The sequence below is a fragment of the Pseudomonas sp. HLG18 genome, assembly GCF_051903985.1.
Classification (GTDB): domain Bacteria; phylum Pseudomonadota; class Gammaproteobacteria; order Pseudomonadales; family Pseudomonadaceae; genus Aquipseudomonas; species Aquipseudomonas fluorescens_BT.
In genome coordinates this window covers 3335029-3359363 of sequence record NZ_CP195831.1, presented here as the reverse complement: position 1 = coordinate 3359363, position 24335 = coordinate 3335029, and the positions used below count along the sequence as shown (strand labels likewise).

Sequence of the window (24335 nt, the reverse complement as noted above, 5' to 3'; positions counted from 1 at the left end):
AACTTGAAAAAGGGTTGTAGCCCCGAAGTCTGCTCCGGGGTGTTTACGATTCGGTGTGGCCGCTGATGCGTCGCCCCCAGGCCCGGGCGGTTTCGCCGAGCTGCTGTTCGTCCAGGCGCGTCAGGCGGCGGTCGTCGAGCAACTGCTTGCCGGCGACCCACAGGTGTTTTACGCAGTCGCGGCCGGTGGCGTAAATGAGTTGCGAAACTGGGTCATAGACCGGTTGTTGCGCAAGGCCGGACAGGTCGAAAGCGACAATGTCCGCAGCCTTGCCGAGCTCCAGCGAGCCAGTCTCGGCTTCGATTCCCAGGGCGCGCGCGCCGTTCAGCGTGGCCATGCGCAGCGCCCGGTGGGCGTCCAGTGCGGTGGCCGAGCCGGCGACGGCTTTGGCCAGCAGGGCGGCGGTGCGGGTTTCACCCAGCAGGTCCAGATCATTGTTGCTCGCCGCGCCATCGGTGCCGACCGCGACGTTGACCCCGGCCTGCCACAGACGCTCTACCGGGCAGAAGCCGCTGGCCAGTTTCAGGTTCGACTCCGGGCAATGGATCACGCTGGTGTTGCTTTCTACCAGCAACGCCAGGTCGTCATCGCTGATCTGGGTCATGTGCACGGCCTGGAAGCGCGGTCCGAGCAGGCCCAGTCGGCCGAGGCGGGCCAATGGGCGTTCACCGCGTTGTTCGACCGCTTGCTGCACTTCGAAGGCGGTTTCGTGGACGTGCATGTGGACCGAAGCATCCAGTTCTTCGGCGATCACGCGGATTTTTTCCAGGTTCTCGTCACCAACGGTGTAGGGTGCATGAGGGCCGAAGGTAATCTTGATGCGCTCGTGATGCTTCAGGTCGCCGAACAATTCGACACCCTGACGAATGGCTTCATCGGCGCTGGCGGCGCCCGGAATCGGGAAGTCGAGGATCGGAATCGCAATCTGCGCGCGAATTCCGCTGTTGTGTACGCGCTCACTGGCAACCTTCGGGAAGAAGTACATGTCCGAGAAACAGGTGATGCCGCCTTTTATCTGCTCGGCGATGGCCAGGTCGGTGCCGTCACGCACGAAATCTTCATCGACCCACTTGCCCTCGGCCGGCCAGATATGGTTTTCCAGCCAGGTCATCAACGGCAGATCGTCGGCGAGGCCGCGGAACAGGGTCATGGCGGCATGGCCATGAGCATTGATCAGGCCGGGGGCGAGCAGAACGTCCGGCAATTCGCGGACTTCAGCGGCGTTACACTTCAAGGCTTCGGCGCGCGGGCCGATGAACACGATGCGACCGTCGCGGATGCCCAGGCCATGCTCCTTGAGCACAACGCCTGCGGGTTCGACGGGTACCAGCCAGGTCGGCAGCAATAATAAGTCGAGCGCAATGGCAGGTTTCGGCATCGAGGGTCGGTTCCAGTGCTTTTGTAAAGGATGGCGAAGTATACCCGAGCGTCTTCACGGGGGGATCGCTATAATCGGCGGCTTTTGTTCATGAGTGCGGGGTGAGGGATGCGCGATCGACTGTTGGCTGCGGAGAAAGTGAAGGCCATCGATTGGCGTGATGGCGCGCTCCACCTGCTGGATCAGCGCGTTTTGCCGTTCGAGGAAAACTGGATCGCCTACACCAGCGCTGCCGGCGTGGCAGAGGCGATTCGCTCGATGGTGGTGCGCGGTGCGCCGGCCATCGGCATCAGTGCCGCGTACGGCATCGTGTTGGCCGCCCGTGCCCGAATTGCCGAGGGTGGCGATTGGTATGCCGCGCTGGAAGAGGATTTCATGCTGCTGGCCGATTCCCGTCCAACGGCGGTCAACCTGTTCTGGGCACTGAACCGCATGCATGACCGGCTGGATCGCCTGAAGGACAACGCCGATCCGCTGGAGGCGCTCGAAGCCGAGGCCATTGCCATTCATGAAAGCGATCGCGAAGCCAACCTGACCATGGCCCAGCTCGGCGTCGACCTGATCCGCAAGCATCAGGGCAACGCCCAGGCGATCCTGACCCACTGCAACACCGGCGCCCTGGCCACCGGCGGTTTTGGTACCGCGCTCGGGGTGATTCGCGCAGCGTTCATCGAGGGCATGGTGGAGCGCGTCTACGCCGACGAAACCCGTCCCTGGCTGCAAGGCTCGCGCCTGACCGCGTGGGAACTGGCCAATGAAGGCATTCCGGTAACCCTCAATGCCGACTCCGCCGCCGCGCACATCATGAAAACCAAAGGTGTGACCTGGGTGATCGTCGGCGCCGACCGGATCACCGCCAACGGCGACGTGGCGAACAAGATCGGCACCTACCAACTGGCGGTCAACGCCATGCACCACGGCGTGCGTTTCATGGTCGTGGCGCCGAGTTCGACCATCGACATGAACCTGGCCAGCGGTGATGACATTCCGATCGAGGAGCGCGACGGCGCCGAGTTGCTGGAAGTTGGCGGCAAGCGTGTCGGGGCGGATGTCGAGGCGTTCAATCCGGTGTTCGACGTGACGCCGGCGGACCTGATTGATGCGATCGTTACCGAGAAAGGCATCGTCGAACGTCCCGATACCGCGAAAATGGCGCAGTTGATGTGCCGCAAGCGCTTGCATTGATTGGCTTGATGTTTGCGTTGTCCTCTTCGCGAGCAGGCTCGCTCCCACAGGTTTTGTGATCGCCACAGAACCTTGTGGGAGCGAGCCTGCTCGCGATGGTGCCTTGAAAGTCAATAAACATCCGCAATTTCGTCCCGAAATTTGCATTCAGGGAAGCTCTGAGCCTCTCTCGTCCCCTTTAAGCCTGTCATCGGTCATCTAACTATGCTCCATGCGCATCTGGGGGATAGGTGCGTGGCGGCTCTTGTGATAACATCCGGCGTTTTCCGAGGCAGTCCCACGGGGTTGTCTTCACTGCGCAAATCCAGGGTCAACTTGTCGATTTGTCGTAAGTCGGCGCATGGCACTCGGCCTGCATCGACGAGCTTCGTGCGTCCCCTATGGATATGGCGAAGTTTCACCAGAAAAAGGAATCAGGCTTCTCATGGGCGAACTGGCCAAAGAAATCCTCCCGGTCAATATCGAAGACGAGCTGAAACAGTCCTATCTCGACTACGCGATGAGCGTGATCGTCGGCCGTGCACTGCCGGATGCGCGCGATGGCTTGAAGCCCGTGCACCGTCGCGTGCTGTTCGCGATGAGCGAGCTGGGCAACGACTTCAACAAGCCGTACAAGAAATCTGCCCGTGTCGTCGGTGACGTGATCGGTAAGTATCACCCGCACGGTGATACCGCGGTGTACGACACCATCGTCCGCATGGCGCAGCCTTTCTCCCTCCGTTACCTGCTGGTCGACGGCCAGGGCAACTTCGGTTCGGTGGACGGCGACAACGCCGCGGCCATGCGATACACCGAAGTGCGCATGACCAAGCTGGCGCACGAGCTGCTGGCCGACCTGCACAAGGAAACCGTGGACTGGGTGCCGAACTACGACGGCACCGAACTGATCCCGGCGGTCATGCCGACCCGCGTTCCGAACCTGCTGGTCAACGGTTCCAGCGGTATTGCCGTGGGCATGGCGACCAACATTCCGCCGCACAACCTCGGTGAAGTCATCGACGGTTGCCTGGCCCTCATCGACAATCCCGAACTGACCGTCGATGAGCTGATGCAATACATCCCCGGTCCGGACTTCCCGACCGCCGCGATCATCAACGGTCGCGCCGGCATCATTGAAGCCTACCGCACCGGCCGTGGCCGCATTTACATGCGCGCCCGTTCGATCATCGAAGACATCGACAAGGTCGGTGGCCGTCAGCAGATCGTCATCACCGAGCTGCCTTACCAGCTGAACAAGGCGCGTCTGATCGAGAAGATCGCCGAGCTGGTAAAAGAGAAGAAACTCGAAGGCATCACCGAGCTGCGCGACGAGTCCGACAAGGACGGTATGCGCGTTGTGATCGAACTGCGTCGCGGCGAAGTGCCTGAGGTGATCCTCAACAACCTCTACGCCCAGACCCAGCTGCAATCGGTATTCGGCATCAACATCGTTGCGCTGATCGACGGCCGTCCGCGGATCCTCAACCTCAAGGATCTGCTGGAAGCCTTCGTCCGTCACCGTCGCGAAGTCGTTACCCGCCGTACCGTGTTCGAACTGCGCAAGGCTCGTGAGCGTGGCCACATCCTCGAAGGTCAGGCGGTAGCCCTGTCGAACATCGACCCGGTGATTGCCCTGATCAAGGCTTCGCCGACGCCGTCGGAAGCCAAGGAAGCGCTGGTCAGCACGCCGTGGGAATCGTCGGCTGTGGTCGCGATGGTGGAGCGTGCCGGTGCCGATTCGTGCCGTCCGGAAAACCTCGATCCGCAATACGGTCTGCGTGAAGGCAAGTACTTCCTCTCGCCGGAACAGGCGCAAGCCATTCTGGAGCTGCGTCTGCACCGTCTGACCGGTCTGGAACACGAGAAACTGCTGGCCGAGTATCAAGAGATCCTCAACCAGATCGGCGAGCTGATCCGCATCCTCAACAGCGCCACGCGCCTGATGGAAGTGATCCGCGAAGAGCTGGAAGTGATCCGCGCCGAATACGGCGACGTGCGCCGCACCGAGATCCTCGATGCCCGTCTCGACCTGACCCTGGGTGACATGATCCCGGAAGAAGAGCGCGTCGTGACCATCTCCCACGGTGGCTATGCCAAGACCCAGCCATTGGCTGCGTACCAGGCTCAGCGTCGTGGCGGTAAAGGCAAATCGGCTACCGGCGTGAAGGATGAGGATTACATCGCTCACCTGCTGGTCGCCAACAGTCACACCACGCTGCTGCTGTTCTCCAGCAAGGGCAAGGTGTACTGGCTCAAGACCTACGAGATTCCGGAAGCGTCCCGCGCTGCCCGTGGCCGTCCGCTGGTCAACCTGCTGCCGCTCGATGACGGTGAATACATCACCACCATGCTGCCGGTCGATCTCGAAGCCATGAAGCGTCAGGCTGATGAAGAAGAAGCCGAAGGCGCCGAGACCGATGTAGAAGACATCGAAAACAGCAACGAGACCGAAGAAGAGCGCCGCGCGCGCATCAAGGCTGCCGACCGCAAGAAGGCACCGTTCATCTTCATGTCGACCGCCAATGGTACCGTCAAGAAGACCCCGCTGGTGGCCTTCAGCCGTCAGCGCAGCGTCGGTCTGATCGCGCTGGAGCTGGACGAAGGCGACATCCTGATCTCCGCTGCCATCACCGATGGCGAGCAGGAAATCATGCTGTTCTCCGACGGTGGCAAGGTGACGCGCTTCAAGGAATCCGAAGTCCGCGCCATGGGCCGTACCGCTCGCGGTGTGCGTGGCATGCGTCTGCCGGAAGGGCAGAAACTGATTTCGATGCTGATCCCGGAAGAGGGCAGCCAGATCCTGACGGCTTCCGAGCGTGGCTACGGCAAGCGCACGGCAATCACCGAGTTCCCTGAATACAAGCGTGGCGGTCAGGGCGTTATCGCCATGGTCAGCAACGAGCGTAACGGCCGTCTGGTCGGCGCGGTTCAGGTGCAGGATGGCGAAGAAATCATGCTGATTTCCGACCAGGGCACGCTGGTGCGTACCCGCGTCGACGAAGTCTCCAGTCTGGGTCGTAACACCCAGGGCGTGACCCTGATCAAGCTGGCCAAGGATGAAACCCTGGTCGGTCTGGAGCGGGTTCAGGAGCCGTCGGAAGTCGAGGGTGAAGAGCTTGAAGGTGAAGAAGGTGTCGAACTGGAAGAGGGCGTGATCGGCGCCGAACCGGACGATGCAGTCGACAACCTGCAGGCGGATGCCGCAGACGAAGAAGAGTCGCAAGACTAACCAAATCGTAGCAGGGCAGAGTGTTTGCTCTGTCCGCTACCGTGATTGCATAGCGAGAGTGGATGTGAGCAAACGAGCCTTTAACTTCTGCGCAGGTCCCGCTGCGCTGCCTGAAGCTGTCCTGTTGCGTGCCCAGTCCGAGATGCTCGACTGGCACGGCAAGGGTCTGTCGGTCATGGAAATGAGCCATCGTAGCGACGACTATGTGGCCATTGCCGAGAAAGCCGAGCAGGACCTGCGCGACCTGCTGTCCATCCCCTCCAACTACAAAGTGCTGTTCCTGCAGGGCGGCGCGAGCCAGCAGTTCGCCGAGATTCCGCTGAACCTGCTGCCCGAGAACGGCACTGCCGACTATGTCGAAACCGGCATCTGGTCGAAGAAAGCCATCGAAGAAGCGCGTCGCTTCGGCAATATCAACGTTGCCGCCAGCGCCAAGCCTTATGACTACCTGGCCATTCCCGGTCAGAACGAGTGGAAACTGACCCCGGGTGCGTCCTATCTGCACTATGCGTCCAACGAAACCATCGGCGGTCTGCAGTTCGACTGGGTTCCCGAGGCCGGTGACGTTCCGCTGGTGGTCGACATGTCCTCCGATATCCTCTCGCGTCCGATCGATGTGTCGCAGTACGGCCTGATCTACGCCGGTGCGCAGAAGAACATCGGCCCGAGCGGTCTGGTGGTGGTGATCGTCCGTGAAGACCTGCTGGGCCGTGCCCGCAGCTCGTGCCCGACCATGCTCGATTACAAGATCTCGGCCGACAACGGTTCGATGTACAACACGCCGGCCACCTATTCCTGGTACCTCTCGGGCCTGGTCTTCGAGTGGCTGAAGGAGCAGGGCGGCGTCGCCGCGATGGAGCAGCGCAACAAGGCGAAGAAAGATCGCCTGTACGGCTTCATCGACAACAGCGACTTCTATACCAACCCGATCAGCACCAATGCCCGTTCCTGGATGAACGTACCGTTCCGCCTGGCGGATGAACGTCTGGACAAGGCGTTCCTGGCCGGCGCTGACGCCCGCGGCCTGCTCAATCTCAAGGGGCATCGCTCGGTCGGCGGCATGCGTGCCTCGATCTACAACGCCCTGGGTCTGGACGCCGTCGAGGCTCTGGTCGGCTACATGGCTGAATTCGAGAAGGAGCATTCCTGATGTCCGAGCAGGAACTCAAGGCGCTGCGCGTTCGCATCGACAGCCTCGATGAGAAGATCCTCCAGCTGATCAGCGATCGCGCTCGCTGCGCCGAGGAGGTTGCCCGGGTCAAGATGGCCAGTCTGGCCGAAGGCGAGCAGCCGGTGTTCTATCGTCCCGAGCGCGAGGCGCAAGTCCTCAAGCGCGTGATGGAACGCAACAAGGGGCCGCTGGGCAACGAAGAGATGGCGCGGCTGTTCCGTGAAATCATGTCCTCGTGCCTGGCCCTGGAGAATCCGCTGAAAGTGGCCTATCTCGGTCCGGAAGGCACCTTTACCCAAGCGGCGGCCATGAAGCACTTCGGTCACGCGGTGATCAGCAAGCCGATGGCCGCGATCGACGAAGTGTTCCGTGAAGTGGCGGCCGGTGCGGTGAATTTTGGCGTGGTGCCGGTGGAGAACTCCACCGAAGGCGCGGTCAACCATACCCTCGACAGCTTCCTTGAGCACGACATGGTGATCTGCGGCGAAGTGGAGCTGCGGATTCACCACCACCTGTTGGTCGGTGAAAACACCAAGACTGACAGCATCAGCCGTATCTATTCCCACGCCCAGTCGCTGGCCCAGTGCCGCAAGTGGCTGGACGCCCATTACCCGAATGTCGAGCGCGTGGCGGTTGCCAGCAACGCCGAAGCGGCCAAGCGGGTCAAGGGCGAATGGAATTCGGCGGCGATCGCCGGTGACATGGCGGCCGGGCTGTATGGCCTGACCCGTCTGGCGGAGAAGATCGAGGATCGCCCGGACAACTCCACGCGCTTCCTGATGATCGGTAACCAGGAAGTGCCGCCGACCGGCGACGACAAGACCTCGATCATCGTGTCCATGAGCAACAAGCCCGGCGCGCTCCACGAGCTGCTGGTGCCGTTCCATGACAACGGGATTGACCTGACCCGGATCGAAACCCGTCCGTCGCGCAGTGGCAAATGGACCTACGTGTTCTTCATCGACTTCGTTGGCCATCACCGTGATCCGCTGATCAAGGGTGTACTGGAAAAGATCAGTCAGGAAGCAGTAGCACTCAAGGTGCTGGGTTCCTACCCGAAAGCAGTTCTTTAAGGGGCGGTAGCAAATGAGTGGCAACTTCCTCGCTCTGGCACAGCCGGGCGTGCAACAACTTTCGCCATACGTGCCGGGCAAGCCCGTGGACGAACTGGCACGCGAGCTGGATCTGGATCCGGCGAGCATCGTCAAGCTGGCGAGCAACGAAAACCCGTTGGGCGCCAGCCCGAAAGCGCTGGCCGCCATCCGCGAAGCGCTGGACGAACTGACCCGCTATCCGGACGGCAACGGTTTCGCGCTCAAATCCCTGCTGGCCGAGCAGTGCCGCGTCGAGCTGAACCAGGTGACTCTGGGCAACGGCTCCAACGACATTCTCGAACTGGTCGCGCGTGCCTATCTGGCGCCGGGCCTGAACGCGGTGTTCAGCGAGCACGCGTTCGCGGTCTATCCGATTGCGACCCAGGCAGTCGGTGCTCAGGCCAAGGTCGTGCCGGCCAAGGACTGGGGCCATGACTTGCCGGCGATGCTGGCCGCCATCGATGCCAACACGCGCGTGGTGTTCATTGCCAACCCGAACAATCCAACTGGTACCTGGTTCGGCGCCGAGGCGCTGGACGAGTTCCTGCAGGACGTGCCGGAGCACGTGCTGGTGGTGCTGGACGAGGCCTACATCGAATACGCCGAAGGCAGCGATCTGCCGGATGGCCTGGATTTCCTCGCGGCTTATCCGAACCTGCTGGTCTCGCGCACCTTCTCCAAGGCTTATGGCCTGGCGGCACTGCGCGTTGGCTATGGTCTGTCCACCCCGGTGGTGGCAGACGTGCTGAATCGTGTACGCCAGCCGTTCAACGTCAACAGCCTGGCCTTGGCTGCGGCCTGTGCGGCACTGAAGGACGTGGAATACCTGGCGCAGAGCCGTCAACTCAACGAGTCCGGAATGCAACAGCTGGAAGCGGGTTTGCGCGAGTTGGGCCTGAGCTGGATTCCGTCCAAGGGCAACTTCATCTGCATCGATCTCGGTCAGGTGGCGGCTCCGGTGTTCCAGGGCCTGCTGCGCGAAGGCGTGATCGTGCGTCCTGTGGCCAACTACGGCATGCCGAACCATCTGCGGGTGACCATCGGTCTGCCGGCGGAAAACAGCCGCTTCCTCGAAGCGCTGCGCAAGGTTCTGGCTCGTGGGTGATGTCACTGCGCTGCAATCTGCTGCACCTATGATCGGGCGCCTGGTGGTGGTCGGTCTGGGGTTGATCGGTGGTTCGTTTGCCAAGGGCTTGCGTGAAAGCGGCGTGTGCCGCGAAGTAGTCGGGGTCGATCTCGACCCGCAATCGCGCAAGCTGGCGGTCGAGTTGGGCGTGGTGGATCGTTGCGAAGATGACCTGGTGGCGGCGTGCCAGGGCGCGGACGTGATTCAGTTGGCGGTGCCGATCCTGGCCATGGAAAAAGTGCTGGCCCGCCTGGCCGGCATGGATCTGGGTCAGGCGATCATCACGGATGTCGGCAGCGCCAAGGGCAATGTGGTGCGCGCGGCGACCGAAGCGTTCGGCGGCATGCCGGCGCGTTTCGTGCCGGGCCATCCGATTGCCGGCTCCGAGCAGAGCGGGGTGGAAGCCTCCAACTCGGAGCTGTTTCGTCGTCACAAGGTGATTCTGACCCCGCTGGAGCAGACCGATCCGGCTGCCCTGGCGGTGGTTGATCGCTTGTGGCGCGAGCTGGGCGCCGACGTCGAGCACATGCAGGTCGAGCGTCACGATGAAGTGCTGGCCGCGACCAGTCATCTGCCGCACCTGCTGGCCTTCGGTCTGGTCGATTCACTGGCCAAGCGCAATGAAAACCTTGAGATCTTCCGTTACGCTGCGGGTGGTTTTCGCGATTTCACAAGAATCGCCGGAAGCGACCCGGTCATGTGGCATGACATCTTTCTCGCCAACCGCGAGGCTGTCCTGCGCACACTCGATACATTTCGCAGCGACCTCGACGCCTTGCGCGACGCGGTCGATGCAGGGGATGGGCACCAATTGTTGGGCGTCTTCACGCGCGCCCGGGTTGCCCGCGAGCATTTCAGTAAAATCCTGGCCCGCAGGGCCTATGTGGACGCTATGAATTCCAACGATCTGATCTTCCTGGCTCAACCTGGTGGCCGCCTGTCCGGTCGGATTCGCGTACCGGGTGACAAATCGATTTCCCACCGTTCGATCATGCTCGGCTCCCTGGCTGATGGCGTCACCGAAGTCGAAGGCTTCCTGGAGGGCGAAGATGCCCTGGCGACCTTGCAGGCGTTTCGCGACATGGGTGTGGTCATCGAAGGCCCGCATCATGGTCGCGTGACCATCCACGGTGTCGGCCTGCACGGCCTGAAACCTGCGCCGGGCCCGATCTATCTGGGCAACTCCGGCACTTCGATGCGCCTGCTGTCCGGCCTGCTGGCCGCGCAGGACTTCGACAGCACCCTGACCGGTGATGCTTCGCTGTCCAAGCGTCCGATGAATCGCGTGGCCAACCCGCTGCGGGAAATGGGCGCCGTGATCGAAACCGCTGCCGACGGTCGTCCGCCGATGACCATTCGCGGCGGTCACAAGCTCAAAGGCCTGACCTACACCATGCCGATGGCCAGTGCTCAGGTGAAATCCTGCCTGCTGCTGGCGGGGCTGTACGTCGAAGGCAAGACCACTGTTACCGAGCCGGCACCTACCCGTGATCATACCGAGCGCATGTTGCGCGGCTTCGGCTATTCGGTGAGCGTCGACGGTGCGACGGCATCGGTCGAGTCCGGCGGCAAGCTGACTGCGACCCACATCGAAGTGCCAGGCGACATCTCGTCGTCGGCGTTCTTCCTGGTGGCGGCGTCGATCGCCGAAGGTTCCGAGCTGGTGCTCGAGCACGTCGGCATCAACCCGACCCGCACCGGTGTGATCGACATCCTGCGTCTGATGGGCGCCGATATCACCCTGGAAAACCAGCGTGAAGTGGGCGGCGAGCCAGTAGCGGATCTTCGCGTGCGAGCAGCTAAACTCAAGGGTATCGAGATTCCGGAAGCGCTGGTTCCACTGGCCATCGACGAATTCCCGGTACTGTTCGTGGCTGCAGCCTGTGCCGAAGGGCGCACCGTGCTGACTGGCGCCGAAGAGCTGCGGGTCAAGGAATCGGATCGTATCCAGGTCATGGCGGACGGTTTGCTGGCGCTGGGCGTCAAGTGCGAACCGACCCCGGACGGCATCATTATCGACGGCGGCCAGATCGGCGGCGGCGAAGTGCACGGTCATGGCGATCACCGTATCGCGATGGCTTTCAGCGTGGCCTCGTTGCGCGCCTCTGCACCGATCCGCATCCATGATTGCGCCAACGTCGCGACATCGTTCCCGAACTTCCTGGCGCTGTGCGCGCAGGTCGGCATTCGTGTGGCGCAAGAGGCTCAGTCGTGAACAACATTGCTCCGGTCATCACCATCGATGGGCCAAGCGGCTCGGGCAAAGGCACCGTAGCCGGGATTTTGGCCAAGCGTCTGGGCTGGAATCTGCTGGATTCCGGAGCGCTGTATCGCCTGTTGGCGTTTGCTGCGCACAACCATGGTGTCGACCTGACCAATGAAGAGTTGCTGAAGAAACTGGCCGCTCATCTGGATGTGCAGTTTATTGCAGCGACCGACGGTCAGTTGCAGCGCATCATTCTGGAAGGTGATGAAGTCAGCGATGTCATCCGCACCGAGAGCGTCGGTTCCGGCGCTTCCCAGGTGGCAACATTGCCGGCCGTGCGCGAGGCGCTGCTTCAGCGCCAGCGTGCTTTCCAGGAAGCGCCGGGTCTGGTGGCCGATGGTCGCGACATGGGAACGGTGGTGTTTCCGAATGCGCCTTTGAAGATTTTCCTGACCGCCAGTGCCGAGGAGCGGGCGCGCCGTCGATATTTGCAGTTGAAGGGCAAAGTCGAGGGTGTTAGTCTGTCGAGTCTGCTAGATGAGATCCGTGCGCGCGACGAGCGTGACACCCAGCGAGCGGTGGCCCCGCTCAAGCCGGCGGCCGACGCCATACAGCTGGATTCCACGGAGTTGTCCATCGATCAGGTGCTTGAACGCATCATGAGCGAGATCGCCATTCGCGATATCGCCGGGTGACCAAGAAGGCCACAGGGGACCAGTCATAGTCCTGCGGTGCTTCTTTTTAATGAAACTAACCCACATTGTCTGGGATGTGGAGATGGGCGTACTTTTTCGCCCTAATCAACAGGAATTAAAATGAGCGAAAGCTTTGCGGAACTCTTTGAAGAAAGCCTAAAGACCCTGAACCTTCAGGCAGGCTCCATCATCACCGGTGTTATCGTTGATATCGATTACCAGGCTCGCTGGGTAACCGTTCACGCTGGCTTGAAGTCCGAAGCACTGATCCCTCTGGAGCAGTTCTACAACGACGCTGGCGAACTGAACATCAACGTCGGTGACGAAGTTCACGTTGCTCTGGACTCGGTTGAAGACGGTTTCGGTGAAACCAAGCTGTCCCGTGAAAAAGCCAAGCGCGCTGAATGCTGGATCGTTCTGGAAGCAGCCTTCGCAGCTGAGGAAGTGGTCAAGGGCGTTATCAACGGTAAGGTTAAAGGCGGCTTCACTGTCGACGTTAACGGCATCCGTGCGTTCCTGCCAGGTTCCCTGGTTGACGTCCGTCCAGTGCGCGACACCACGCACCTGGAAGGCAAAGAGCTGGAATTCAAGGTCATCAAGCTGGACCAGAAGCGCAACAACGTTGTCGTTTCCCGTCGCAGCGTCCTGGAAGCCGAGAACTCCGCCGAGCGTGAAGCTCTGCTGGAATCCCTGCAGGAAGGCCAGCAAGTCAAAGGTATCGTCAAAAACCTCACCGATTACGGCGCATTCGTCGATCTGGGTGGCGTGGACGGCCTGCTGCACATCACCGACATGGCGTGGAAGCGTATCAAGCACCCTTCCGAAATCGTCAATGTTGGCGACGAGATCGACGTCAAGGTTCTGAAGTACGATCGCGAGCGCAATCGTGTTTCCCTGGGCCTGAAGCAACTGGGCGAAGATCCATGGGTTGCTATCAAAGCCCGTTACCCAGAAAGCACTCGCGTTACCGCTCGTGTAACCAACCTGACCGACTACGGCTGCTTCGCTGAGCTGGAAGAAGGCGTTGAAGGTCTGGTACACGTTTCGGAAATGGACTGGACCAACAAGAACATCCACCCTTCGAAAGTCGTACAAGTCGGCGACGAAGTGGAAGTCATGGTTCTGGACATCGACGAAGAGCGTCGTCGTATCTCCCTGGGCATCAAGCAGTGCAAGTCGAACCCATGGGAAGACTTCTCTGGCCAGTTCAACAAGGGCGACAAGATCTCCGGCACCATCAAGTCGATCACCGATTTCGGTATCTTCATTGGTCTGGACGGCGGCATCGACGGTCTGGTTCACCTGTCCGACATCTCCTGGAACGAAGTGGGCGAAGAAGCCGTACGTCGTTTCAAGAAGGGCGACGAGCTGGACACCGTTATCCTGTCGGTTGACCCGGAGCGTGAGCGTATCTCCCTGGGTATCAAGCAGCTGGAAAGCGATCCGTTCTCCGAGTACGTCTCGGTTAACGACAAAGGCGCAATCGTTACTGGCACCGTGAAAGAAGTTGACGCCAAAGGCGCCATCATCGTTCTGGCCGACGATATCGAAGCGACTCTGAAAGCCTCCGAAATCAGCCGTGACCGCGTTGAAGACGCGCGCAACGTTCTGAAAGAAGGCCAGCAAGTAGAAGCCAAGATCATCAGCGTTGATCGCAAGAGCCGCGTAATCCAGCTCTCGATCAAGTCGAAAGATGATGCTGAAGAGAAAGAAGCCATCCAGAGCCTGAAAGCAGCTCCGGAAGGTGAAGCAGCTGACACCACCATGGCGGCACTGCTGCGTCAAGCAATGGCCAAACAGAACTGAGTTCTGTCTGATCATTAAAAAGGGCGACTTCGGTCGCCCTTTTTTGTGCCTGCGATTCAGTGGTCGGTCAGGGGTGTGGTGCGCCAGCGAAACCAATCGAGTTTCTAAGTGGTCTGTTTCTTTATTGGGATCAATCGCCTGTTAGCAGCTAGGCTTGGTTTGAGATCGCAGTAGTCGGGCTGCCGGCCTGGCATAAGGAAATGAATGAACAAGCTGATTGTCTTGATGGGTGCACTGGCATTGGCCGGTTGCGTCACAAATGCAAAGACTCACGTGGCGCGTGGAGTCAGCGGTATCGAAGTTGATTGCTCCGGTCTGGGGTCTGGCTGGGAGAAGTGTCAAAAGCGCGCGGCAAAGGAGTGTAAGGGGGCGGGCTATAAGGTTGTTACTCGATCCGATGATGCGAAGGATGAGGATGGGTTTCCGTTCGGCTTCAATCCTGCAGGGTTCGTGACTCGAACCATGCTGGTGATTTGTCGTTAGGTTCGGGCTGATCTGTCCGGAGTGGTTGGGTGTCCGGAAAACAGGCCTTTCGATGCGGTGAAAGATATGTCAACCCCTGGGCTGTTCAAATTCTTCCGGGCGTGCTAAAACCTTTCAAGCGCTGATCTAGCTGCTTGAAAAAGAAGGGAAAAATATGACGAAGTCGGAGTTGATCGAACGAATTGTCACCCATCAAGGGCTGCTCTCATCGAAGGATGTGGAGTTGGCCATCAAGACTATGCTTGAGCAAATGTCCCAATGTCTGGCCACTGGCGATCGCATCGAGATCCGTGGTTTTGGCAGCTTTTCCCTGCACTATCGCGCACCGCGCGTGGGGCGTAATCCAAAGACCGGTCAGTCTGTCAGTCTCGACGGAAAGTTCGTTCCGCATTTCAAGCCTGGAAAAGAGCTGCGTGATCGAGTGAATGACGAAGAGGAGGAGGGGGTTTGACGGCCGCTATCAAGCCGGGAGTTGCTTATGCGTAACTTCAAGCGCCTGTTTCTGGGTATTTTCATTCTTTTACTTGTGTTGGTGATTCTGGCTTTTGTCCTTGAGAATCAGCAATCGGTTTCCTTGTTGTTTCTCGGGTGGTCGGGGCCTGCACTTCCAGTGTCCTTGATAGTCGTCACGGCGTTGCTCGTCGGTATGCTGATCGGGCCGATCCTGGGGTGGCTTCTTGGACGTTCGTCCAGAATTCTGAGAAAGCGTCTGGTATAGAGCTGATTGCAGCGGGGCGTTTGTCGAATTGCTCCGTCGCATGGCTTTATCCATTAGTAAAACGTTAATTAAGCTGTAAAATGCATCCCTTGTTCGATAGTGGCTTGACCCCGCATCGATTCAGACTGACTTTGACAGAGGCCGTATCTTTGACGGCTTTTGCATTCATGGATTAGACAGCGCTCGTTTGGGAGCGCAGTCCGCAGCTCAAGGGTATGGTTTCGCGTGAAAATTCTAGTTACCGGCGGCGCCGGGTTTATCGGCTCGGCTGTCATCCGTCACATCATTTCCAACACTAACGACGCTGTCGTCAACGTCGATAAGCTGACTTACGCCGGTAACCTGGAGTCGCTGGCCGAGGTGAGTCAGAACTCGCGTTATGCGTTTGAGCGCGTCGATATCTGCGATCGCGAGCAGATCGACCGTGTTCTGCGTGAGCATCAGCCGGATGCCATCATGCATCTCGCGGCCGAGTCCCACGTTGATCGCTCGATTTCCGGCCCTTCGGAGTTCATCCAGACCAATATCATCGGTACTTACACGTTGCTTGAGGCTGCGCGCCACTATTGGGCAGCGTTGGATGATGCGCGCAAGGCTGCTTTCCGTTTTCATCATATTTCTACGGATGAGGTTTACGGCGACCTGGAAGGTCCAGAGGATCTCTTTACCGAAACTACCCCGTATCAGCCAAGTTCGCCGTACTCGGCCAGCAAGGCCAGCTCCGATCACCTGGTTCGTGCCTGGGCCCGTACGTACGGTCTGCCGACCCTGGTTACCAACTGCTCGAACAACTATGGCCCTTGCCACTTCCCGGAGAAACTGATCCCGCTGATCATTCTCAATGCGCTGGAAGGCAAGCCTTTGCCGGTTTATGGCAAGGGTAATCAGGTTCGAGACTGGCTGTATGTCGAGGATCATGCCCGCGCCCTGTACAAGGTCGTGACTGAAGGCGTTATCGGCGAGACCTATAACATCGGCGGTCATAACGAAAAGCAAAACATCGAAGTGGTGAACACTTTGTGTGCTCTGCTCGACGAGTTGCGTCCTGATTCCCTGCATCGCCCACATGCCAAGCTGATCACTTACGTTCAGGATCGTCCGGGCCATGACCAGCGCTACGCGATCGATGCGAGCAAAATCCAGCGGGAGCTGGGCTGGACCCCGGAAGAAACCTTTGATTCCGGCATCCGCAAGACCGTTGAGTGGTACTTGAACAACTCTGAGTGGGTGGAGCACGTCAAGAGCGGCAGCTATCAGCAGTGGATCGATCAGAATTATGCGGATCGCTCGAATCAGGCATGAAGATTCTTCTGCTGGGTAAGAATGGGCAGGTGGGGTGGGAGCTGCAACGCTCACTTGCTCCGCTTGGCGAGCTGATTGCGCTGGATCGGCAGACGATTGACGGCTTGTGCGGTGATCTGGCAAATCTGTCGGCCTTGCGTGACTCCATCGATCAGGTCCGGCCGGATGTGATCGTCAATGCAGCCGCCTACAATGCGGTTGACAAGGCGGAGTCGGAATCCGAGCTGGCTCTGCGGGTCAACGGTCAGGCGATCCAGGTGATGGCCGAAGAGGCTGTGCGCCTGGGAGCCTGGCTCGTTCACTATTCCACGGACTATGTGTTTGACGGCAAGGGTCAGACGCCATGGCAGGAAAGCGATGTTCCCGCGCCGTTGAATCGCTATGGCGAAAGCAAGCTTGCTGGAGAGATGGCGATCCAGGCGTCGGGGTGCAAGCACCTGATTTTTCGCACCAGTTGGGTTTTTGCAGCGCGAGGCCAGAACTTTGCCAAGACCATGTTGCGTCTGGCAAGGGAGCGTCAAGAGCTGAATGTCATCAATGACCAGGTGGGGGCGCCGACCGGTGCTGAACTGATCGCTGATGTCACCGCCCTTGCGCTGCAGCAAGCGTTGACCCGGCCTGAGCTGGCGGGTTTGTATCATCTGGCCGCCGCAGGGGAGGTTTCCTGGCACGGTTACGCCCGGCATGTGCTTGATTTTGCCAAGGCCAGCGGTGAAGAGCTGGCTGTTCAGATGATCAATCCGATCGATGCCGTCGCCTACCCGACTCCCGCTCGTCGTCCGCTGAATTCGCGATTGAATACTCAGAAACTGCGCACCAATTTTTCTCTACACTTGCCGGACTGGCAAAGTGGTGTAACTCGAATGCTTAGGGAAGTTCTAAACAAATGATAACGACAAATCGTAAAGGCATCATCCTCGCTGGCGGATCGGGCACTCGCCTGCACCCGCTTACTCTGGGTGTGTCCAAGCAGATGCTGCCGATTTACGACAAGCCGATGATCTTCTATCCGCTGTCGGTGCTGATGCTTGCGGGCATGCGCGAAATCCTGATCATTTCCACTCCGGAAGATCTGCCGAACTTCAAAAAGCTGCTCGGTGACGGCAGCTTGTACGGCATCAAGCTGACCTATGCGGAACAACCTAGCCCGGATGGTCTGGCGCAAGCGTTCATCATCGGCGAAGAGTTCATCGGCAAGGACCCTTGCTGCCTGATTCTGGGTGACAACATCTTCTACGGCCAGCATTTCTCGGACAACCTGCGCTCTGCCAGTTCGCAGCAGTCCGGTGCTACCGTGTTCGGTTACCACGTATCCGATCCAGAGCGCTTCGGTGTGGTCGAATTCGATGAAACGGGTCGGGCGCTGAGCATTGAAGAGAAACCGTTGAAGCCGAAGTCCAACTACGCGGTGACGGGGCTGTATTTCTACGACAATCAGGTTGTCGAGATCGCCAAGAATATCAAGCCGTCCGAGCGTGGCGAGCTGGAAATTACCGATGTGAACAGCGCCTATCTCAATCAGAAGTCGCTCAACGTCGAGATGCTTGGTCGTGGATTCGCCTGGCTTGATACCGGTACTCACGACTCGTTGCTGGAAGCCAGTCACTTCGTGCATACCATCGAGCAGCGTCAGGGCTTGAAAGTGGCGTGCCTGGAAGAGATTGCCTACAACAACAAATGGATCACTGCCGAGCAGTTGAAGGCTCAGGCGGATGCACTGAAGAAAACAGGTTACGGCCAGTATTTGCAGAAACTGCTGGACTCGCCTTCTCGCTGATTTGAAAGCGAAGAGCTTTCAATCGATGCGTACAAATGCTGCAAGCAGGAATGGCATGCCAGTAAAACATCCGAAGATCGCGGTTTTGCTGGCAGCCTATAATGGTATGCAGTGGATCGAGGAGCAGTTGGCCTCGATCCTTGACCAGTCTGGCGTCGATGTCACTGTATATATCAGTGTTGACTTGTCCGATGACGGTACCGAAGCGTGGTGCGAGGCATTCGCAGCTCTCGACTGTCGCGTGATTCTCTTGCCGCCCGCCGGTCGTTTTGGTGGGGCTGCACGCAACTTTTTTCGCTTGATTCGCGATGTCGATCCGCACGGTTACGATGCGGTAGCCTTTGCCGATCAGGATGATATCTGGCAACCCGACAAGCTTTTGCGTGCGACTCAGCAGATCGCTTCTCGCGGTGTCGATGCTTATTCAAGCAATGTCACGGCCTTCTGGCCGGATGGAAAAACGGTCCTTCTTGACAAGAGCCAGCCGCAAGTTGCCTGGGATTTTCTGTTCGAGGCAGCGGGGCCGGGCTGTACCTACGTGTTCAGCCCGGCGCTCGCGGGTTCGCTGCGCCAGCAGGTCGTTTGCGACTGGGAGTCGTTGCAGCAGGTCACGCTGCATGACTGGTACAGCTATGCGTTTGCCCGAAGTCATGGGTTCGAATGGTTTATCGATTCCCACTCCAGCATGCTTTATCGGCAGCACGAGAATAATCAGGTCGGGGCCAATACGGGGTTGGCATCGTTGTTTCAGCGCTATGTCACTATTCATGAAGGGTGGTGGTTCAAGCAGGTCAGAACAATCGCGCAGCTTGTCGGAGTAGGTAATGCGCCATTTGTCAGAAGCTGGTTGAAGTTGAGGCGGCGCGATCTGCTATTGCTTTCGGTCCGGGGAGGGCAGTGCCGGCGCCGGTTTCGGGACAAGGTTTTATTCTTTTTTGTGTGCTGTCTTACGGCTGTGATCGGTACGAAATCCTGATCGGGCCTTGAATGCCTTTTGTGTTTTTAACGGGCGTGCTTGAAGCCTAACAATCGATGATGAAAGTTCTCTATAATCGCGCGCTTCGTGAAAGGATCGAATGGAGCAGGTGTGGCGTGAGGCACTGGAGATGATTCGGGGCCCGTGGCCGGCGTTTAATTGAAATGGAGCATACAGTGTCAAGCCCAATATCAGCGGATGCGGCGAATTCCAGTCCGGATTTTGGCGCAGTCGAAGTGCCATCGAAGGATGAATCTGTCGCGATCCTGATGTGCTCTTACAATGGTGATCGATTCCTTGCTGAGCAATTGGCGTCTATTGAGCATCAGGATCACACGCGGTGGCACTTGTTTGTTTCCGATGACGGTTCGACCGATTCGACACTGGATGTTCTCAAGGCTTTTCAGGCGCGCCATGGAAAAGAAAAAGTCTCTTTGCTTTCCGGGCCTCAAACAGGGTTCGCCGATAATTTCATGTCGGTCACCTGTCTGGAAACGGTCAGTGCTGATTTCTACGCCTGGTCGGATCAGGATGATATCTGGTCTCGCGACAAGCTGAGTTCCGCTTTGGCGTGGTTGCGCCAGGTGCCGGTTGAGGTGCCTGCGCTGTACGCCTCTCGGACAACGGTGGTCAATGAGTCCGGTGCGGATGTTGGCAGTACGCCAGCGTTCTCCCGCGCTTTCGGCTTTCCCAATGCGCTTGTGCAGAACGTCGCTGCCGGAAATACCATGGTCTTCAACCGGGCGACGCATGAGCTGCTGAAGGCTGGACCGTCTCAGGGCATTGTGGCTCATGACTGGTGGGCCTATCTGCTTGTGACTGGAGCGGGGGGGCGGTTCTATTTCGATCAGGTTCCGCGTCTTTTCTACCGTCAGCATCAGTCAAACTCTATTGGTGCCAATGCTGGTTTCATGGCGGCATTGATGCGCATTCACAAGCTGTTTCAAGGGCGTCTCAGAGGCTGGATCGATCAGAACATCTGCGCTCTGGATGCTGTCGAATTTCTTCTTACAGAAAAAAATCGCGAGGTGCTTCGTCGATTCAAGGCGGCTCGTAGTCAAAGCATGCCTGGTCGTTTGATCAAGATGTGGCGCTCGGGCGTTTATCGACAGACGCTCCTCGGTAATCTGGGACTGATAGTGGCAACCATTTTCAAAGGAATTTGAGAATGAGTGCTTTCAAAAGGGGTTGAAGATGAGTTTTTTTGAGGTCGCGGGTTAATGCAGAAATTTTCGGCGGCACCTGGCGCCATGTTTACCGGCGTCTGGCAAAATCGCGCACTTATTGTTGCGCTTATCAAGCGGGAGGTCATCGGTCGTTATCGAGGCTCCTTCATGGGCATTCTCTGGTCGTTCTTCAATCCGATCGTGATGCTTGCCATCTATACGTTCGTATTCAGCTACGTTTTCAATTCTCGCTGGGCCGGTGCTAGTGGTTCAAAAGCGGAATTCGCTCTAATACTGTTTGCGGGTTTGATGGTTTTCAACCTGTTTTCCGAGTGCGTGACCAGAGCGCCAAACCTGATCATTTCGAATGCCAATTACGTAAAAAAGGTAGTGTTTCCATTGGAAATATTGCCCTGCGTGATTGCAGGATCCTCCGTGTTTCACGCGTTCGTCAGCTTGATAGTCTGGCTGCTTGCCTATGCGGTGTTTTTTGGCTTGCCGCCGGTTACGGCTCTTTACCTGCCAGTGGTTGTTGCGCCTTTGCTGTTGATCATCCTTGGACTTTCCTGGGGATTGGCCTCCATAGGCGTTTACATGCGGGATGTCGCGCATTTCATCGCACTGGTGACAAGCGGCCTGATGTTTCTTGCACCGATCTTTTATCCTGCGACGGCTGTACCGGAGGACTATCGAGGTCTTCTGGCGCTCAATCCGTTGACCATTGTTGTCGAAAATGTCAGGGCCGTTCTGTTTTTTGGACAGGAGCCCGACTGGCAGGCGCTCGGCATCTACGCAGGCGTGGCTATTGCGGTGGCTTACCTCGGGTTCGCCTTCTTCCAGAAGACCAGAAAGGGGTTTGCCGATGTCCTCTGAAATTGCGATTAATCTTCAGAATGTCAGTAAGTGTTATCACATTTATGACAAGCCACGTGATCGGCTCCTGCAAATGTTCGCCGGTCAGCGCAAGCAGTATTACCGTGAGTTCTGGGCGCTCAAAAACGTTTCCTTCGATATCAAGAAAGGCGAAACCGTCGGTATCGTCGGCCGTAACGGAAGCGGCAAGTCGACATTGCTTCAGGTCATTTGTGGAACGTTGAACCAGAGTGTCGGCGATGTTCAGACCCAGGGCCGGATCGGTGCCCTGCTTGAGCTTGGGTCGGGGTTCAATCCGGAGTTCACCGGGCATGAGAACGTCTACATGAATGCCGCGATTCTCGGATTGAGCCGCGCAGAAGTGGATGAGCGCTATGATGACATTGCCGCTTTTGCCGACATTGGCGAGTTCATTCATCAACCGGTCAAGACTTACTCGAGTGGCATGATCGTACGCTTGGCATTTGCCGTTCAGGCGATGGTTGACCCGGACATCCTGATTGTCGATGAGGCGTTGGCTGTCGGAGATGAGCGCTTTCAGCGCAAGTGCTTTGCGAGACTCGATGAGTTGAAGGCCAAGGGCACTTCAATTTTGTTTGTGTCCCACTCGGGGCCTCAAGTTGTCGAGCTGTGTGATCGGGCGATCTTGATGGAGCGCGGCGAGCGGATCTGCACGGGATCGCCGATGGAAGTCGTACGGGCTTATCAGAAGCTCATCTACGCTCCAGTCGAAGAGCAGCCGCGCTTGATTGAAGAGTTCAAGTCGATTGGCTCCGACAAGATAGTCGCCGAGACCCGGGAGGTGGAGGTGACGCAGTACGCTCCCCCGGAAGATCAGTTCTTCGATGCGGGAATGGTGCCTGAATCGACTACCGTTTATCCGGAGCAGGGTGCCCGGATCGACGCCTTCGAAATTTTCGACAAGCAGGGGCGACGCTGCAATGTGCTTAAGGCTGGTGGGGAATACGATATCGTCATGCGTGGTGTCATCACCGAAAACGTATCACGGATTTTCTTCGCCATGCATGTTCGTACAGTGTCGGGTGTGGTGATTACGGGTCAGCGTTTTCCCGAGGAAGGAAAATATTTTGAATGTGAAGGTGCCGAGCGGGCATTCAGAATCACTTTCAGCTTTCAGATGGTGATGCTGCCCGGCGTATACTTCGTCGGTGGTGGAGTTTGGTCGGAGACTGAGCCCACGTTGTGCCACAGAATTCTGGATGCGATCATGTTCCGGCTCGTATCGGATCAAGGTGCGAGATCTTTCGGTTATATGGATGCGTCTATCGATGAGCCAGCGCTTGAGCTGTTCTGAAGGCAAAGCGTTTGCTCAGCCCCGGAATGTTGGATTGTTTCAAACGCCAGCTGACAGCATGCCTGAATTTGAGGGTTGTCAGGCGGATACGCAGATAACGTGCATTAATGCCGCTAAAATTTCCATTCCCAAGAAAAAAAACAAGCCTGAGTAGACGGTAATGACGAGCAGTGATCACCAGCGCTTGCTGGACTATTTTTCTTGGAATAGCTGTGTTTCGGATGAGCGCAAGTTGCTCTACATCGCTACGCCGAAGGTGGCCTGCACCTCGTTGAAGTGGTGGTTCGCGGAGCTTGAGGGGGTTGCTGAGGCTGTCAAGCAATTGAAGATCAGCTCCGAGACGGATCCCGAACTGGTGATTCATGACACGTTGCTGGCCGTTGCTCCTCAATTGCTCGTGCGTTCTCCCGAGCAGCTTGAGCGTGCCAGGGCAGAGGGATATTTCAGTTTTGCCCTGGTGAGAAATCCCTACAAGCGAATATTTTCTGCATGGCAGTCGAAGATCCTTTTGCGCGAGCCTTTGCAAGTCGAGCCGTATGAAGGCCAGGCGTTTGTGGATTTTCCGGTCGAGACCATGTCGGATGTGACCGCGTCTTTCGAGTGTTTTCTTGAGTTTCTGTTCGCCAATGAACGAAACGACTTCAAGGACGCCCACTGGACACCGCAATATGATTTGCTACAGCCGGATATATTTTCCTACAGTGCCGTTTCCAAAATCGAGGACACCGCAGCGCTCAATGCTGCGCTGCGCAGCCATCTCGGTGACGGGTACATCAGTCCGTTCAGTAAGGCCAGAGCAAACGAAAGCCTGATCCCTTATCTTCCGCAGTTCATCAGTCCGCGATCCAAGGCAGTGATCGATGAGCTCTATGCGAAAGACTTCGAATTCTATAACTACTCAACTTCCATCCCTCCTGCGAAAGAAGCGTTCTCGCAAGAGCAGTTGACGGTAGCGCTCAAGGGGATTGAATTGCTGCGTGGGCGGCATCAGCGCATTGGAGAAATGCGCCGGTATTTCATTGAGCAAATTTCCGGGTTGTTGAAAGATAAGGAGTGGCTCGCAGAGCAGCGTCTGACATGGATGGATTTCGGCAAGAGCAAGGAAGATCAGCTATTTGCGCTCCAGGCTGCCTTTAGCGAACAGGCAGGGCAGGTCGAGGCGGATCGAAGCCAGCAACTCAGGATAGAGCTGGAGCGCTCGAAGGCAGAGACTGAGTTCTCAAAAAAGGAACTCGATCAGTCCAGGATTGAACTTGACGAGTTGAAATTCGTAATTGAGCAGGCGAGGGACGAGCGCGAACGGACGAAAGCAGAGTACGAGCAGGCAAGAGTCGAGCACGAACGGACGAAAGTTGAGTACGAGCAGGCAAGAGCCGAGCACGAACGGACGAAAGTTGTGTGCGAGCAGGCAAAAGCCGAACTGGAAAATTTGAGAACTGATTTTCTTCAGTTGAAGTTACTGCACGAACAGGCGCAGGTCGACCACGAACAGACGAAAGCCGAGCACGAGCAGACTAAAGTTGCGCACGAGCAGACAAGAGGCGAGCTGGCACAATTGAGGACTGATTTTAGTCAGTTGAAATCACTCCTCGATCAGTCTCAGGTCGACCATGGACACACGAAGGGCGAGCACGAGCGGACGAAAGTTGCACACGAGCAGACTAAGGCCGAGTCAGCACAGTTGAGGGCTGATCTTGAGCGGTCGCGGTTGGAGGTGGCCTCACTTGTTTCTGAGCGTGAAGCGTTTGCTCTTAAGCACAAGCGCTATCTAACCTCCTACAAATATATTGATGCAAAAATCGTCGCTCGATTGCGCAGGACGGTGCATATTATGAAAAGGCGCAAGGGAGATTAAG

At 57.8% G+C, this 24335-nt stretch carries 20 protein-coding genes; 19 read left to right on the top strand and 1 reads right to left on the bottom strand.

Translation table 11 applies throughout. The annotated features are described in order from the left end of the window. Window positions 1–43: 43 nt before the first annotated feature. Window positions 44–1378, bottom strand: a complete 1335-nt coding sequence (locus tag ACSPX5_RS15380) for a TRZ/ATZ family hydrolase (RefSeq protein WP_169431382.1) — start codon at window positions 1376–1378, stop codon at window positions 44–46. A 108-nt stretch (window positions 1379–1486) separates the two neighbouring features. On the opposite strand from ACSPX5_RS15380, the gene mtnA reads away from it, so the two are divergent. From mtnA to ACSPX5_RS15285, 19 genes are all read left to right on the top strand, one after another. Then, the gene (gene mtnA / locus ACSPX5_RS15375; protein WP_114884665.1) at window positions 1487–2563 is read left to right on the top strand and encodes an S-methyl-5-thioribose-1-phosphate isomerase; all 1077 of its coding nucleotides are present in this window, start codon (window positions 1487–1489) and stop codon (window positions 2561–2563) included. Between the two features lie 424 nt (window positions 2564–2987). Continuing rightward, window positions 2988–5771: a DNA gyrase subunit A gene (gene gyrA, locus ACSPX5_RS15370; RefSeq protein ID WP_207865513.1), complete on the top strand. Its 2784-nt coding sequence runs from the start codon at window positions 2988–2990 to the stop codon at window positions 5769–5771. A 64-nt stretch (window positions 5772–5835) separates the two neighbouring features. Further along, window positions 5836–6921: a 3-phosphoserine/phosphohydroxythreonine transaminase gene (serC, locus tag ACSPX5_RS15365; RefSeq protein ID WP_169431380.1), complete on the top strand. Its 1086-nt coding sequence runs from the start codon at window positions 5836–5838 to the stop codon at window positions 6919–6921. Further along, complete coding sequence (gene pheA, locus ACSPX5_RS15360) at window positions 6921–8015, top strand: prephenate dehydratase (protein ID WP_169431379.1); 1095 nt, start codon at window positions 6921–6923, stop codon at window positions 8013–8015. The genes serC and pheA overlap by 1 nt, the downstream gene beginning before the upstream one ends. Window positions 8016–8028: 13 nt before the next feature. Then, window positions 8029–9141 carry a histidinol-phosphate transaminase gene (gene hisC, locus ACSPX5_RS15355; RefSeq protein WP_439819861.1) on the top strand — a complete coding sequence of 371 codons (1113 nt, stop codon included), beginning with the start codon at window positions 8029–8031 and terminating at the stop codon, window positions 9139–9141. Window positions 9142–9169: 28 nt separating this feature from the next. Beyond that, the gene (locus ACSPX5_RS15350; protein ID WP_439822033.1) at window positions 9170–11377 is read left to right on the top strand and encodes a bifunctional prephenate dehydrogenase/3-phosphoshikimate 1-carboxyvinyltransferase; all 2208 of its coding nucleotides are present in this window, start codon (window positions 9170–9172) and stop codon (window positions 11375–11377) included. Further along, entirely contained in the window at window positions 11374–12063 is a 690-nt protein-coding gene (gene cmk, locus ACSPX5_RS15345) for a (d)CMP kinase (RefSeq protein WP_439819860.1), read from the top strand. The genes ACSPX5_RS15350 and cmk overlap by 4 nt, the downstream gene beginning before the upstream one ends. Before the next feature lie 120 nt (window positions 12064–12183). Next, complete coding sequence (rpsA, locus tag ACSPX5_RS15340) at window positions 12184–13869, top strand: 30S ribosomal protein S1 (RefSeq protein ID WP_007950918.1); 1686 nt, start codon at window positions 12184–12186, stop codon at window positions 13867–13869. 204 nt (window positions 13870–14073) lie between these two features. Then, on the top strand, window positions 14074–14352 hold the full coding sequence (locus ACSPX5_RS15335; protein ID WP_439819859.1) for a hypothetical protein: 279 nt from the start codon (window positions 14074–14076) through the stop codon (window positions 14350–14352). 154 nt (window positions 14353–14506) lie between these two features. After that, window positions 14507–14803, top strand: coding sequence for an integration host factor subunit beta (gene ihfB, locus ACSPX5_RS15330; protein WP_169431375.1), 297 nt, complete (start codon window positions 14507–14509; stop codon window positions 14801–14803). 27 nt (window positions 14804–14830) lie between these two features. Continuing rightward, window positions 14831–15070, top strand: a complete 240-nt coding sequence (locus tag ACSPX5_RS15325) for a LapA family protein (RefSeq protein ID WP_207865510.1) — start codon at window positions 14831–14833, stop codon at window positions 15068–15070. A gap of 225 nt (window positions 15071–15295) precedes the next feature. Next, window positions 15296–16372: a dTDP-glucose 4,6-dehydratase gene (gene rfbB, locus ACSPX5_RS15320; RefSeq protein ID WP_207865509.1), complete on the top strand. Its 1077-nt coding sequence runs from the start codon at window positions 15296–15298 to the stop codon at window positions 16370–16372. Continuing rightward, window positions 16369–17262 carry a dTDP-4-dehydrorhamnose reductase gene (gene rfbD / locus ACSPX5_RS15315; RefSeq protein ID WP_439819858.1) on the top strand — a complete coding sequence of 298 codons (894 nt, stop codon included), beginning with the start codon at window positions 16369–16371 and terminating at the stop codon, window positions 17260–17262. Before rfbB ends, rfbD begins: the two co-directional genes overlap by 4 nt. Next, window positions 17259–18149, top strand: coding sequence for a glucose-1-phosphate thymidylyltransferase RfbA (gene rfbA / locus ACSPX5_RS15310; protein ID WP_169431371.1), 891 nt, complete (start codon window positions 17259–17261; stop codon window positions 18147–18149). The genes rfbD and rfbA overlap by 4 nt, the downstream gene beginning before the upstream one ends. A 55-nt stretch (window positions 18150–18204) precedes the next feature. Next, window positions 18205–19125, top strand: coding sequence for a glycosyltransferase (locus tag ACSPX5_RS15305; protein ID WP_323161299.1), 921 nt, complete (start codon window positions 18205–18207; stop codon window positions 19123–19125). A 176-nt stretch (window positions 19126–19301) separates the two neighbouring features. Then, window positions 19302–20291, top strand: a complete 990-nt coding sequence (locus tag ACSPX5_RS15300; RefSeq protein WP_169431369.1) for a glycosyltransferase family 2 protein — start codon at window positions 19302–19304, stop codon at window positions 20289–20291. A 54-nt stretch (window positions 20292–20345) separates the two neighbouring features. Continuing rightward, window positions 20346–21164 carry an ABC transporter permease gene (locus ACSPX5_RS15295; protein ID WP_439819857.1) on the top strand — a complete coding sequence of 273 codons (819 nt, stop codon included), beginning with the start codon at window positions 20346–20348 and terminating at the stop codon, window positions 21162–21164. Next, window positions 21154–22479: an ABC transporter ATP-binding protein gene (locus ACSPX5_RS15290; RefSeq protein WP_439819856.1), complete on the top strand. Its 1326-nt coding sequence runs from the start codon at window positions 21154–21156 to the stop codon at window positions 22477–22479. Before ACSPX5_RS15295 ends, ACSPX5_RS15290 begins: the two co-directional genes overlap by 11 nt. Before the next feature lie 160 nt (window positions 22480–22639). Beyond that, window positions 22640–24334, top strand: a complete 1695-nt coding sequence (locus ACSPX5_RS15285) for a sulfotransferase family 2 domain-containing protein (RefSeq protein ID WP_169431366.1) — start codon at window positions 22640–22642, stop codon at window positions 24332–24334. Window position 24335 lies beyond the last annotated feature (1 nt).